Raw genomic sequence first — 12,583 nt, forward strand, 5'->3', positions numbered from 1 at the left:
GGCGCGTGGACAGCTTCGTTCCGCTCCTGAAGGGGGCAAAACCGCACACACTCCTCAACGAATCCCGCCCCCGAGACCAATCCGCCGTCGATCCTAGGCGACTTTCCCGGCCACTTGGACTACTCGGTCAGGTCACAAGTCGGCGTACGACGCGCACGGGACGGGCCTCCCCGCACGGAACTCACTGTGCGAGGACTTTGCGCAGGCGCTCCTCGTTCACGCGCCAGAACGTGTGCTGGGCGCCGTCCACCAGCACGACCGGGATCTGCTCCCAGTACTGACGGTGCAACTCCTCGTCCTCGGTGATGTCCTTCTTCTCCCACGGGACCCCGAGGTCGGCACAGACCTTCTCGATCACTTGCTGTGCGTCATCACACAGATGACACCCGGGCTTCCTGATCAAGGTGACCAGGCGATCCTCGGGCGCCTTCCTCTCCGTACGGCGGTCGCTGCGCCGGAACATGGGGCTCATACGCGCCATTCTCCCGCCCCGGCCGACCCGGCGGGCCCGCTCGGCGCTTTACGCGACAACCCGTGCGCGCACTGGGCCGACGCGCCGGGGCGCCTCCGGACCGGCTCCCTTCTTTAACGGCTCGGTCGCGGAGAGTTCACAGCGTCGAATCCTCTCGACTCCGGAACCACCGAGCGGACTGGCTATGCTCACGACATGGCCGCTCTCGGATGGCTCACTCCCCGTAGGCGCTCCGCCACCGCGCGGAGCGTGTTGGCAGGCGAGGCCTCTGCGGAGGCAGCCCGCAAGTCCTCGCAGGAACTGGAAGAACTGGCGCCACCGGCCGCCGCGGAGGAACCGGAGTTCCCGGTGCTCGGCGACGACAGGGCCGCCGCGTTCTTCGACCTCGACAACACGGTGATGCAGGGCGCCGCCCTCTTCCACTTCGGGCGGGGCCTGTACAAGCGGAAGTTCTTCGAGACCCGCGACCTCGCCCGGTTCGCCTGGCAGCAGGCGTGGTTCCGGCTGGCCGGCGTCGAGGACCCCGAGCACATGCAGGAGGCGCGCGACTCCGCGCTGTCCATCGTCAAGGGCCACCGGGTCGCCGAGCTGATGTCGATCGGCGAGGAGATCTACGACGAGTACATGGCCGAGCGGATCTGGCCCGGCACCCGCGCCCTCGCGCAGGCCCACCTGGACGCGGGCCAGAAGGTGTGGCTCGTCACCGCGGCGCCCGTGGAGATCGCCACGGTGATCGCACGCCGCCTCGGCCTCACGGGCGCGCTCGGCACGGTCGCCGAGTCGGTGGGCGGCATCTACACCGGCAAGCTGGTGGGCGAACCGCTGCACGGACCGGCGAAGGCCGAGGCCGTCCGGGCGCTCGCCTCCGCCGAGGGCCTGGACCTCTCCCGCTGCGCGGCCTACAGCGACTCGCACAACGACATCCCGATGCTCTCGCTCGTCGGACACCCCTACGCGATCAATCCCGACGCGAAACTGCGCAGGCACGCCCGGGACTTCGACTGGCGCCTGCGCGACTACCGCACGGCGCGCAAGGCGGCGAAGGTCGGCATCCCGGCCGCGGCCGGCGTCGGCGCGGTCGCCGGCGGCACAGCAGCAGCCATCGCCCTCCACCGCCGCCGCCGCTAGACGCTGCGCTGCCGCGCCGGCTCCCGCCTGCGGGCAGAGTTTTCGACCCCTCCGGCGGGTGAGGAGCGGGGCCCGGGGCGGAGCCCCGGGTAGGGGACGGGTGCGGGCGGAGGGGGCGAAAACCTGTCCGGACCTGGGCGGGGCCCCTCGCACGGCAGCCAATCATCAAGTCCTACCCACGCCGTGGGCCCCCCAGTCACGCCCATCACAGGCGGGCACAACACGCCCTGCACTCAGACGGAACGCGAACCGATTCGATCAACAACTGATCACCGAGCGGTACTTGAACGGGCACCGATACGCCTCAGAAGCGACGTAATCGATGATTTGAGCAACTCGGTGTAGCGCTGCCTGTACGAAGCGTTATTCTCCTCAGACGCAAACCGGTACCCCTCCTTCGCTACGAAGGGTGAAAGGTCCCGCACTGCACGTGATGGAAGCTCTGCCTCTGGGAGTCCCGTGTACTCACACGTCGGGGTTGACGCCTCTGGCCTGGCTACGCTGCGCGCAACGGTCCTCGACCGTCTGCGCGGCTTCGTCCCCACCGCGTACGCCGTCCCCGCCTTCGCCGTCGCCGCGCCTGTCGGTCCTTGCTATGCCCTGGCCGACGGCAACGCCGCGGTCGGCAGACGGGGCCGCTCAGGCTCGGCCACCACCGCACGCCGTCCGGCCGCCGACAGTGACAGCGCCCGGATGATGGATCTCGTGGAGCGCGCTCAGGCCGGCGAGGCCGACGCCTTCGGGCGGCTCTACGACCAGTACAGCGACACCGTGTACCGCTACATCTACTACCGGGTGGGAGGTAAGGCGACCGCCGAGGACCTCACCAGTGAGACCTTCCTGCGGGCACTGCGCCGGATCGGCACCTTCACCTGGCAGGGCCGTGACTTCGGCGCCTGGCTGGTGACCATCGCCCGCAACCTGGTCGCCGACCACTTCAAGTCCAGCCGCTTCCGGCTGGAGGTCACCACCGGAGAGATGCTCGACGCCAACGAGGTCGAGCGCTCCCCCGAGGACTCCGTCCTGGAGTCCCTGTCGAACGCGGCACTGCTGGACGCCGTGCGGCGGCTCAACCCGCAGCAGCAGGAGTGCGTCACGCTCCGCTTCCTCCAGGGGCTCTCGGTCGCCGAGACCGCCCGGGTGATGGGGAAGAACGAGGGCGCGATCAAGACCCTCCAGTACCGGGCCGTCCGTACGCTGGCCCGTCTCCTGCCGGACGACGTCCGCTGAACCTGCTTCGAGCCACAGTGATCCAACACGTTCAGCGACGATCAACTCACCGTCCGTAAAAGTCCGTTGACTTCGCGGTCCGATCATCCGTCGTCCGTAACCCAAGTGCCGCGACGCTCGTTGTGCGGGATACAGGCTCCCTGTGGTCACGCCTTGGCCATCGCCGATCACCCGATCGTGTGGATATGGCCAGGGGGTGCAACCCTCAGGACCCCCTGGGGAGTCGACCGTCATGACGAGAGGAGGTGCCGCCAGTGATCGCGAACGTATCGGCACACCGGCGGGCGGACGCCTTCGCCCAGGCCCTGGAGGAGTCCGACCAGGGCACGGCGGCCGAGCAGCCCGATGGGCCTGCACCGTCCCGGGCTGCTGCGGAACGAACCGAGCGAGAGCTGCTGACGGCTCTCGCCACGGGTCTCGGCGAGCTGCCCAAACCGGAGCTGGATCCCGAGGTCAAGGTCGTGCAGCGAGCCCAGCTCGTCGCCGCGATGGAGGCCATGCTGCTGGAAGGCACCGCCGCCGGAGGCGAGGGTTTGGACCGTGCCGTGCCCGAGCAGCGGTCCCGTCGGGCCAAGGGCGCGCACCGGGCGACCGGACTGGGAAAGCTGCGCCCCAGGTCGCGGCTGACCAAGGGGCTCGCCGCGGGCGGGCTCAGCATCGGCGTGGCCGCCGGAGCCCTCGGCGGTGTGGCCGCCGCGAGCTCCGACGCCCTGCCCGGTGACTCCCTCTACGGCCTCAAGCGAGGCATGGAGGACATCAAGCTGGGACTGGCCCACAGCGACAGCGACCGGGGCGAGCTCTATCTCGACCAGGCCTCCAGCCGCCTGAGCGAGGCACGCCGGCTGATGGAGCGCGGCCGCTCCGGACAACTCGACCACGAGTCCCTGGGCGAGGTCCGCCGCGCCCTGTCCGGCATGCAGCACGACGCCTCCGAAGGCCACCGCCTGCTCCACGAGGCGTACGAACGGGACGGCTCACTCGGCCCCATCCAGGCCCTGTCCGCCTTCTCCCAGTCGCACCGCGAGGCCTGGGGAGCGCTGCGCGACCGGCTGCCCGTGCAGCTCGGTGACGTCAGCGACCAGGTGTCGTCGGTCTTCGACGCCATAGACGAAGAGGTCGGACCGCTCCGCTCGCTGCTGCCCACGACGCCGGCCCCCGAGGGCACCGGACGTCACCGCGGCAGGAGCGAGGAGTCCACCGACTCCCCCGGCACGGACGCACCGGAGCCCAGTGCCACCGGCGGTTCCGCGAAGGGCAGCCACAGCGGCGGCGGCAACAGCGGCAAGCCGAAGCCCTCCAGCTCGGGCAGCGAGAGCGACGACGGCCTCCTCGGTGGCAACACCGGCGGCCTGCTCGACCCGCCCCAGGACGACACCAGTTCCTCGCCGTCCAGCAGCAGCGGCAGCAGCGCGACGACCAAGCCCGACGTCACCCTGCCTCCCCTGCTCCCCGGTCTGCTGCCGGGCCTCGGCATCGACACCGAGGACAGCAGCTGACCCAGGCACTTCGCGTACGGCGATGGGGCGCCCTTCTCAGGAAGGGCGCCCCATCGCCGTACCGCCGACAGCCCGCGGGCATATCAGGGCATCATCAGCAGAACCGTAACTGCATGATCAGAAGAAGACGGACCTGCGCTGCACCAGCAGCTTGTACAGGGTGTGCTGGATCTGCTCCCTGACCTGGTCGGTCAGGTTGAACATCAGCATCGGATCCTCGGCCGCCTCCGGCGGATAGCCGTCCGTCAGGATCGGCTCGCCGAACTGGATCGTCCACTTCGTCGGCAGCGGGACCGCGCCGAGCGGACCGAGCCACGGGAAGGTCGGCGTGATCGGGAAGTACGGGAACCCGAGCAGCCGCGCGAGGGTCTTCGCGTTGCCGATCATCGGGTAGATCTCCTCCGCGCCGACGATCGAGCACGGGATGATCGGGGTGCCCTGCCGCAGTGCCGTCGACACGAAGCCGCCCCGGCCGAACCGCTGGAGCTTGTAGCGCTCACTGAACGGCTTGCCGATGCCCTTGAAGCCCTCCGGCATCACACCGACCAGTTCACCGCGCTCCAGGAGCCGTTCGGCGTCCTCGGCGCACGCGAGCGTGTGACCGGCCTTGCGGGCCAGCTCGTTGACGACCGGGAGCATGAAGACGAGGTCGGCGGCGAGGAGCCGCAGATGCCGGTCGGCGGGGTGGTTGTCGTGGACGGCGACCTGCATCATCAGGCCGTCCAGCGGCAGGGTGCCCGAGTGGTTGGCGACGATCAGGGCGCCGCCCTCGGACGGGATGTTCTCGATGCCCTTCACGTCGACCCGGAAGTACTTCTCGTACAACGGCCGGATCAGCGACATCAGGACCTGGTCGGTCAGTTCCTCGTCGAACCCGAAGTCGTCGATCTCGTAGTCGCCCGTGAGCCGGCGGCGCAGGAAGGCGAGACCTCCCGCGATGCGCTGCTCCAGGCCGGCACCGCCCTGCTGGGGCTGCTGGGGCCGCTGTTCGTCGTGCGTCACGGGAACATCATCCTGCGGGACGGTCCGTCCCGGCAGGGGCTGGACCTCCCGGACCGCCGTCGGCTCGCCCTTGCGCCGGGTCCCATGGGCCCGGCGCCGCGGCGGGCGTTGCGCGGCAGCCCCGCGCGACCGGTCGTCGTCGAACGGAATGACCTTGGCGTCCGCCATCGTTGATGCGCTCCTCAGTTGGCGCTCTGCGTCGGGTGGCCGCCGGCCAGGACAGGCAGTGCGGCGATCCGGTCCACGGCCCCCGCGAGGGCCTCCGGGGGCAGGAGTCCGGGTCCCCGGCTGTGGGCGAAGTCCGCGAAGGTCTCCGCCGTCGTGTACTTCGGGTGATAGCCCAGGGTTTCGCGCATCTGGTGCGTCGCGACCACCCTGCCGTGCGTCAGCAGCCTCAGCTGCTCCGGCGAGAAGTCCGTCACGCCCAGGGTACGCACGGCCGTGCCGGCCCAGCTGAGCGCGGGCAGCAGCAGCGGGACCGTGGGGCGGCCGAGGCGCCGCGCGCACTGGGAGAGCAGCAGGACGCCGTCGCCGGCGATGTTGAACGTGCCGCTGTTGAGCGTCCCCCGGCGCGGCTCGTCCGAGGCGAGCAGCAGCAGCTCGATGACGTCGTTCTCGTGCACGAACTGGAGCCGCGGGTCGTAGCCGAACACGGTCGGCAGCACGGGCAGCGAGAAGTACGAGGCGAGCGGCGAGTCCGCGCTCGGGCCGAGGATGTTGGCGAAGCGCAGCACGCACACGGCGACGTCGGGCCTGCGGCGGGCGAAGCCGCGCACGTACCCCTCGACCTCGACCGTGTCCTTCGCGAAGCCGCCGCTGGGCAGGGACTTGGGCGAGGTGGTCTCGGTGAAGACGGCCGGGTCGCGGGGCGCCGAACCGTAGACGTTCGTACTGGACTTCACGACGAGCCGCTTGACCGTGGGGGACTTCTGGCAGGCGCCGAGGAGCTGCATGGTGCCGATGACGTTGGTCTCCTTGACCGAGGTCCGGCTGCCGGAGCCCAGCGGCGTGCCCGTCACGTCCATGTGCACGACCGTGTCGACGGAGTGCTCGGCGAGCACGCGCGCGATCGCGGGCTGTCTGATGTCCGCCTGCACGAAGTCGGCGCCGCCGATGTGGTGCTCGGGCGGCACGGCGTCGACGGCGATCACCCGGTCCACCCGCGGGTCACGCTGGATCCGTCGTACGAACCGGCCCCCCAGCTGTCGGGCCACTCCGGTCACGAGCACGACCTTCCCCAAGATCAGCGCCTTCCTTCCAGCTCTGGACGTAGCTTCGCTCGTACCTGCCGCGTTCCCCGTGTGCCGCCAACCTAGCGGGTCGATGTTGCGCTGTGATGACCGCCCGATGCATCACGTGACGACAGCCGCAGACGTACGACCAGACCAAGCCATTCGGCCCACAGGCGTACGCCGGACGCGCGGGAACCCGTTCGACGCCCGAGTCGCCTTTCGGGATATTCCCGTCGGGCGGCGTTCGCGGATGCCGACGCGAACTCCCGGATGCCGCAGCCGAATCCCGGCGGCCGCCCCGTGCGGGTGACCCTCCCGGAGCCGGACATGCCTGTGGCCCCCCACCTGCTGGTGAGGGGCCACAGTACGCGCGCGTTTCCGCGGCGTCGCCTACTTCTTGTTGCGACGCTGAACGCGAGTGCGCTTGAGCAGCTTGCGGTGCTTCTTCTTCGCCATCCGCTTGCGCCGCTTCTTGATAACAGAGCCCACGACTACCCTCGCTCACTTCTCTTTACTCGGTGCTGGGCTGCATGGGCCCACACGACCTATGAGGGGCCAGCCTACCCGTCCGAACGCTGAGGTCGTAATCGAGGTGTTCCGGGAGATCACGGAGGGTCTCCCGGAACATTCGTCAGGCGGTCTCCACCCCCACATAGCTCTCGCGGAGGTATTCGTGAACCGCTTGCTCCGGAACCCGGAAGGACCTCCCCACCCGGATCGCCGGCAGATGACCGCTGTGCACCAAGCGGTACACGGTCATCTTCGACACTCGCATCACCGAGGCGACTTCCGCCACGGTAAGGAACTGAACCTCGTTCAGAGGCCTCTCGCCTGCAGCCATGACACACCCGAACCTTCCGCACTCGACGGTCACCGGCTTCCCCTTCCGGTGACTCTTCGTCGTTGCGTGCTCACTCCCCAATGTAGGGGCGTGTGATGCGAGTGGGGAAGAGGGGATGCGATCGGCCGCCTACTGTGACAGACACGCTCGATTGAGTACATAGCGAGTAAGCGGTCGGTAGTAATCGGACCGCACAGCGTCATCAAGCGGAACGACGACGGCCACCCGCCCCTCCGCCTCTCCGACGAAGAGCGCGGGATCGTCCGTATCAGCGAGCCCGATGGCCTCGAACCCCAGCTGACCTGCTCCGCAGACCCATCCGTGGTCCCCGATGACAAGCTCCGGGAGGGGCCCTCCGGACGCCGCCGCGGCCGCCAGAACCGTCCGAACCGGGAGCGGGGAATGGCTGTGCGCGCCGGTCGTACGACCGGCGGCCGGCACCCCGGGTTCGCGTACCAGTGCGACGCCTTGTACGTAGTCGAGGTTGTACGTGCGTAGACCGAACCGGGTCGTTATGTCGACAGAGCTACCCTGCGCCGGGGTGAGGACGGTACATCCAGCCGACGACAAGGCGTCCGCGATCGCGGCGTAGAAGGCGATCAGCCGGTGCGGATGACCCGTGCCCAGGAGCACAGGGTGACGATGACGGGCGGCCCGAGCGAGCCGCTCCGCGAAAGCGTCGAGAGCCGCCAGAGTCCGCTCCGGGTCGATCACATCATGCCCCGAAACGTGCGACGGGTCGGCCGAAACCCCACACTTGTCCGCCATCAGTTCGATCAGCTCCCGCTGCCCCCAGGTCCACTCGGGATCGAGTCCGAGCAGCACACGCGGGTCGCGGGCAGCGAAGAGCCGATAACTGCGCAGGCTCTCCTCACGCGAGGTGGCCACAGGCCCGGCCAGCCTGGCGGCCAGCAGATGGGCACGCAAAGCTCCGGTGCTCAACACGCCAGCGATGCTGGCGCATCACCGAAGATCGAACGCCCAAAACACGGGAAATGCCCCACAGTTGGCCTAATGACCCTCGCGGCGCCCCCAAGTCCCCTTCCGGACCGGGCCCTACGGCAGCAGGCCCCTCAACGGGAACACGGCCCGACGTGTCGCCACGATCGCCTGGTCGAGGCGGTCCGCCGGGTCGTACCCCGACTCCCAGTCCTTCCAGGACACCGGCCCCCCGCCGTCCGTCATCCGCATCGGCGCCAACTGCCGCGTCCGGGCGAAGACTTCCTGACGCCACCCCTCCGGGATCACCGTCTCCGGCTCGACCGGCCGCCCCGCCGCGATCGCCACGAGATGCGTCCACGACCTCGGTACGACGTCCACCACCGCGTACCCGCCACCGCCCAGCGCCACCCAGCGCCCGTCCGCGTACCGGTGCGCCAGGTCGTGACAGGCCACCTGCACCGCCCGCTGCGCGTCGAGCGAGACGGCGAGGTGCGCGAGCGGGTCCTCGAAGTGGGTGTCCGCGCCGTGCTGCGTCACCAGCACCTGCGGTCTGAAGTCCGCGAGCAGTTCGGGCACCACGGCGTGGAAGGCCCGCAGCCAGCCGGCGTCCCCGGTCCCCGCCGGCAGCGCGATGTTCACGGCCGAACCCTCGGCGTCGTCCGCGCCGGTCTCCTCCGGCCATCCCGTCTGCGGGAACAGCGTCCGCGGATGCTCGTGCAGCGAGATCGTCAGAACACGCGGGTCCTCCCAGAACGCCGCCTGGACACCGTCACCGTGGTGCACGTCGACGTCCACGTACGCGACCCGCTCGGCGCCCAGCTCCAGCAGCCGGGCGACGGCGAGCGCCGCGTCGTTGTAGATGCAGAAACCGGACGCGGCACCGGGCATCGCGTGGTGCAGCCCGCCGGCGAAGTTCACCGCGTGCAGCGCCTCGCCGCGCCACACCGCCTCGGCGGCCCCCACCGACTGCCCGGCGATCAGCGCGGACACCTCGTGCATCCCGGCGAACGCGGGATCGTCCGTCGTCCCCAGCCCGTACGTGGAGTCGGCGGCCTCCGGATCGGCGGAAGCGGCCCTGACCGCGTCCACGTAGTCCTCGCGGTGCACCAGCCGCAGCGTCGACTCCCCCGCGGGCTTCGCCGCGACGACGGCGACCTCCCGGTCGATCCCGAAGGCGTCGACGAGACTCCGGGTCAGGGCGAGCCGGACCGGATCCATCGGATGGTCCGGCCCGAAGTCATATCCCGTTACTGCCTCGTCCCACATCAGCTGTGCGCGGCCGCTCATGCACGTCACCGTATCGGTCCGGTTCAGGAGCGAACGACCGGGCGTACCCCAAGGTCGCGAGCACCAGGACCATCGGCACGAGCATGGCGCCGCGGTAGTTCCAGGCGTCGCCCAGCGCACCCACCAACGGCGACCCGATCAGGAACCCCACGTAGTTGAAGATGTTCAGCCGCGCGATCGCCGCGTCCGAGGCCCCCGGGAACAGCCGCCCCGCGGCCGCGAAGGTCTGCGGCACGATCACACACAGCCCGAGCCCCAGCAGCGTGAACCCGAGCATGCCCACCCAGGGCCCCGGCGCCACCGCCACCACCCCGAACCCGAGCGCGGCGACCACGGCACCCAGCCGCACCACCGCCACGGCCCCGAACCGCCGCACCCCGAAGTCCCCGACAGCCCGCCCGACCAGCGTCATCACCATGTAGACGTTGTACGGAACGGTCGACAACTGCTCGGAGCTGCCCAGCACGTCCTGGAGGTACTTCGCGCTCCAGTTGGAGACCGTCGAGTCCCCGATGTACGCGAACGTCATCACCAGGCAGAGCGGCAGCAGCAACCGGAAGACCAGCGGCCCGGCGCCCGCCCCGCCCTCGGCGGCCTGGTCCTTCCCGTCGACGGCGACCGCGCCTGCGTCGACGTACCAGCGGCTGCCCACCAGCGTGAGCGGCAACAGCACCAGCACGACCGGCAGATACGACACGAACAACGACTGGTGCCAGTGCGCCCCGGCCCACGCCAACGAGGCGCCCACGATCCCGCCCAGGCTGTACGTGGCATGGAACCCGAGCATGATGCTGCGCCCGTACGACCGCTGGAGACTCACCCCGAGCATGTTCATCGAGGCGTCGAGGGCGCCCACCGCGAGCCCGAACACGCCGAGGGACACGGCCACCTCGGCCAGTCGGTCACCGGCGCCGACGCCGAGCAGGGCCAGCAGCACGACCGGCTGCGACCACCGCAGGACGCGGCTGGGGGGTATGCGCTTCACCAACTGCTCGGTGGTGACGCTGCCGACCCCGGCCAGGACGGGGACGGCGGCCAGGAAGACCGGCAGCAACCCGTCGGAGATCCCGTAGCGGTCCTGGATGGCCGGGATCCGCGTCACGAGCAGCGCGAAGGCGGCGCCCTGAGCGAAGAAGCTGAACGCCAAAGAGGCCCTACCGCGCCGCAGCACATCTGTCATGGCGGCGAGCGTAGGGCCCCGGCTTACCGGTGGGTAGATCAAGCCGAAGATGAATTCTGCTCAGCTCTTCGGCGGAAGGTCCTTCAGCGGTCCGACGCGGCGCCGGCGGCGAGCTCCCGCTCCAGCATCTTCTCCATCGGGACGACCGCGAAGCGCCCGCTGACCAGGAAGGCGAGGGTCATCGAGGCGACCATGACGACCGTGCCGAGCCAGACCATCGTGTCGATCGGCAGGGTGTACGCCCCAACCACCCGGGCGACGCACTCGGCGAGCAGCACCACACCCCACACGAGCGAGAACGTCCGCTCGGCCTTCCGGAACGGCTCCGAACCGGCCGCCAGCCGGTCCCACGCCGCGGCCCGCGCGGCGTCCCCCTTCACCAGGAAGGGCTTCATCCCCTGCGTCATCATCGGCCGTCCCCACTTCACGGACAGCAGGACCCCGATGCCGACCGCGCTGCTGACCCCGCTGTCCTTCGCCAGCATGAGCCGCGGGTCACCGGCGACGAGACTCAGCGAGAGCCCGACCACGTTGACGAACAGGATCAGCCCGGCGAGCGCGTTGACCCTGCGCTCCTTCACCACACCCCACACGGTCCGCACGGCCGGCACCACGCTGCTCCAGCCCAGCGCCGCGACGGTCCCCATCCCGAACCCGTTCTTGAGCAGGTAGTACGACCCGACGGGCACCACGACGTCCACGATCAGCGGCAGGAAACTCGGCCGGGGACCCCCGGTCTCCGGGGTGGCGTCCTGGGCCGGCGCGATGACCGCCGGGGCGGCGTAGTCGGTCGATCCGGCGCTGATCTCGCTGGCGGTGATGCTCATGATCGGGTCCCTCCGTCGTCACTGTGTACGTCCCGTTCCGATGTACTCAGCTTCGCGGTCGGCCCCTGTCCCCCGACAGAAACGATCGTCCGGAGCTCCGCGTGACAAATGTCAGCGCCGCTCCCTGGATGCCGTCATACGGGCCGTCATACCAGCAGGTCAGCCAAGTCCCGCATGTCACCGAAGAGTTCGGTCGCTCCGGCCAGCCGATCGGCGGGTGTCATGGCGGTGAACCCGTACACGTCCATCCCGGCCGCGTTGGCCGCCCGCACCCCGAGCGCACTGTCCTCGACGACCACGCACTTCTCCGGTGGTACGCCCATGCGCTCGGCAGCATGGAGGAACAGGTCCGGCGCCGGCTTGCCCCGGCCCACGTCCTGGGAGCTGAAGATCCGCCCGTCGTCGAACCACCGGTCGAGTCCGGTCGTCCGGTGTCCGACCCGGATCCGCTCATGGCTCCCGGAGGAGGCGACACAGTACGGCACCCCGTCGGCCGCCAGCTTCTCCACGACCTGCGGGGCGCCGGGCACGGGCTTCAGCTCGCGCTCGAAGGCCGCGAAGACCCGTGCGTGGAACACGTCGTCGAAGTCGTCCGGCAGACGCTGTCCGGTCCGCTCCAGGACGATGTCGTGGACGCGGTGCATGGCGGCACCCATGTAGTCGCGCAGGGACTCCTCGTAGGAGGTGGGGTGCCCCAGCTCGGTGAGATAGGCGGCCAGCAGGGTGTTGGAGATCGGCTCACTGTCCACGAGGACGCCGTCGTTGTCGAAGATGACCAGGTCGTAGCGCATGGAAAAGACCCTAAACGCAGAAAACCCCCTTGCCGAATGGCAAGGGGGTTTTCTCAAAAATAGTTCGGCGGCGTCCTACTCTCCCACAGGGTCCCCCCTGCAGTACCATCGGCGCTGTGAGGCTTAGCTTCCGGGTTCGGAATGTAACCGGGCGT

General features: G+C 69.5%; 13 protein-coding genes and 1 rRNA gene. 3 read left to right on the forward strand and 11 right to left on the reverse strand.

Annotated features, from left to right (window positions below; translation table 11 throughout):
- Window positions 1–181: 181 nt before the first annotated feature.
- Window positions 182–481, reverse strand: a complete 300-nt coding sequence (locus AB0C62_RS39850) for a glutaredoxin family protein (protein WP_362981902.1) — start codon at window positions 479–481, stop codon at window positions 182–184.
- 186 nt (window positions 482–667) lie between these two features.
- Between AB0C62_RS39850 and AB0C62_RS39855 the strand changes: the two genes are divergently transcribed.
- From AB0C62_RS39855 to AB0C62_RS39865, 3 genes are all read left to right on the forward strand, one after another.
- The gene (locus AB0C62_RS39855; RefSeq protein WP_362981904.1) at window positions 668–1,600 is read left to right on the forward strand and encodes an HAD-IB family hydrolase; all 933 of its coding nucleotides are present in this window, start codon (window positions 668–670) and stop codon (window positions 1,598–1,600) included.
- Between the two features lie 459 nt (window positions 1,601–2,059).
- Entirely contained in the window at window positions 2,060–2,830 is a 771-nt protein-coding gene (locus AB0C62_RS39860; protein WP_081218669.1) for an ECF subfamily RNA polymerase sigma factor, BldN family, read from the forward strand.
- Between the two features lie 254 nt (window positions 2,831–3,084).
- Window positions 3,085–4,326: a DUF5667 domain-containing protein gene (locus AB0C62_RS39865; protein ID WP_362981906.1), complete on the forward strand. Its 1,242-nt coding sequence runs from the start codon at window positions 3,085–3,087 to the stop codon at window positions 4,324–4,326.
- Window positions 4,327–4,443: 117 nt separating this feature from the next.
- Here AB0C62_RS39865 and AB0C62_RS39870 read toward each other — a convergent pair whose 3' ends face one another.
- The 10 genes from AB0C62_RS39870 to rrf form a co-directional block, all read right to left on the reverse strand.
- Window positions 4,444–5,496, reverse strand: a complete 1,053-nt coding sequence (locus AB0C62_RS39870) for a lysophospholipid acyltransferase family protein (protein ID WP_362981908.1) — start codon at window positions 5,494–5,496, stop codon at window positions 4,444–4,446.
- A 14-nt stretch (window positions 5,497–5,510) separates the two neighbouring features.
- Window positions 5,511–6,569: an NAD-dependent epimerase/dehydratase family protein gene (locus AB0C62_RS39875; protein WP_362981910.1), complete on the reverse strand. Its 1,059-nt coding sequence runs from the start codon at window positions 6,567–6,569 to the stop codon at window positions 5,511–5,513.
- Between the two features lie 381 nt (window positions 6,570–6,950).
- On the reverse strand, window positions 6,951–7,049 hold the full coding sequence (locus AB0C62_RS39880; protein WP_003948845.1) for an AURKAIP1/COX24 domain-containing protein: 99 nt from the start codon (window positions 7,047–7,049) through the stop codon (window positions 6,951–6,953).
- Window positions 7,050–7,191: 142 nt separating this feature from the next.
- Window positions 7,192–7,401 carry a helix-turn-helix domain-containing protein gene (locus AB0C62_RS39885; protein ID WP_093781815.1) on the reverse strand — a complete coding sequence of 70 codons (210 nt, stop codon included), beginning with the start codon at window positions 7,399–7,401 and terminating at the stop codon, window positions 7,192–7,194.
- A gap of 129 nt (window positions 7,402–7,530) precedes the next feature.
- Window positions 7,531–8,346 carry a phosphatase gene (locus AB0C62_RS39890; protein ID WP_362981912.1) on the reverse strand — a complete coding sequence of 272 codons (816 nt, stop codon included), beginning with the start codon at window positions 8,344–8,346 and terminating at the stop codon, window positions 7,531–7,533.
- A 111-nt stretch (window positions 8,347–8,457) separates the two neighbouring features.
- Window positions 8,458–9,630, reverse strand: a complete 1,173-nt coding sequence (locus tag AB0C62_RS39895; RefSeq protein WP_362981913.1) for an acetoin utilization protein AcuC — start codon at window positions 9,628–9,630, stop codon at window positions 8,458–8,460.
- Complete coding sequence (locus AB0C62_RS39900; protein WP_362981915.1) at window positions 9,581–10,810, reverse strand: MFS transporter; 1,230 nt, start codon at window positions 10,808–10,810, stop codon at window positions 9,581–9,583. Before AB0C62_RS39900 ends, AB0C62_RS39895 begins: the two co-directional genes overlap by 50 nt.
- Window positions 10,811–10,893: 83 nt before the next feature.
- Window positions 10,894–11,637: a VC0807 family protein gene (locus AB0C62_RS39905; protein WP_362981917.1), complete on the reverse strand. Its 744-nt coding sequence runs from the start codon at window positions 11,635–11,637 to the stop codon at window positions 10,894–10,896.
- A gap of 146 nt (window positions 11,638–11,783) precedes the next feature.
- Entirely contained in the window at window positions 11,784–12,428 is a 645-nt protein-coding gene (locus AB0C62_RS39910; protein WP_362981919.1) for an HAD family hydrolase, read from the reverse strand.
- Between the two features lie 62 nt (window positions 12,429–12,490).
- Window positions 12,491–12,583, reverse strand: a 5S ribosomal RNA gene (gene rrf, locus AB0C62_RS39915); the annotation flags it as partial.

Origin of the sequence: Streptomyces sp. NPDC048643 (assembly GCF_040650615.1) — a bacterium.
Lineage (GTDB): Bacteria > Actinomycetota > Actinomycetes > Streptomycetales > Streptomycetaceae > Streptomyces.

What these genes read in the sequence shown, in the direction of transcription:
- AB0C62_RS39850 (WP_362981902.1), bottom strand. Translation starts at nt 481, where the DNA reads ATGGCGCGTATGAGCCCCATGTTCCGGCGCAGCGACCGCCGTACGGAG.
- AB0C62_RS39855 (WP_362981904.1), top strand. Translation starts at nt 668, where the DNA reads ATGGCCGCTCTCGGATGGCTCACTCCCCGTAGGCGCTCCGCCACCGCG.
- AB0C62_RS39870 (WP_362981908.1), bottom strand. Translation starts at nt 5,496, where the DNA reads ATGGCGGACGCCAAGGTCATTCCGTTCGACGACGACCGGTCGCGCGGG.
- AB0C62_RS39885 (WP_093781815.1), bottom strand. Translation starts at nt 7,401, where the DNA reads ATGGCTGCAGGCGAGAGGCCTCTGAACGAGGTTCAGTTCCTTACCGTG.
- AB0C62_RS39895 (WP_362981913.1), bottom strand. Translation starts at nt 9,630, where the DNA reads ATGAGCGGCCGCGCACAGCTGATGTGGGACGAGGCAGTAACGGGATAT.
- AB0C62_RS39900 (WP_362981915.1), bottom strand. Translation starts at nt 10,810, where the DNA reads ATGACAGATGTGCTGCGGCGCGGTAGGGCCTCTTTGGCGTTCAGCTTC.
- AB0C62_RS39905 (WP_362981917.1), bottom strand. Translation starts at nt 11,637, where the DNA reads ATGAGCATCACCGCCAGCGAGATCAGCGCCGGATCGACCGACTACGCC.
- AB0C62_RS39910 (WP_362981919.1), bottom strand. Translation starts at nt 12,428, where the DNA reads ATGCGCTACGACCTGGTCATCTTCGACAACGACGGCGTCCTCGTGGAC.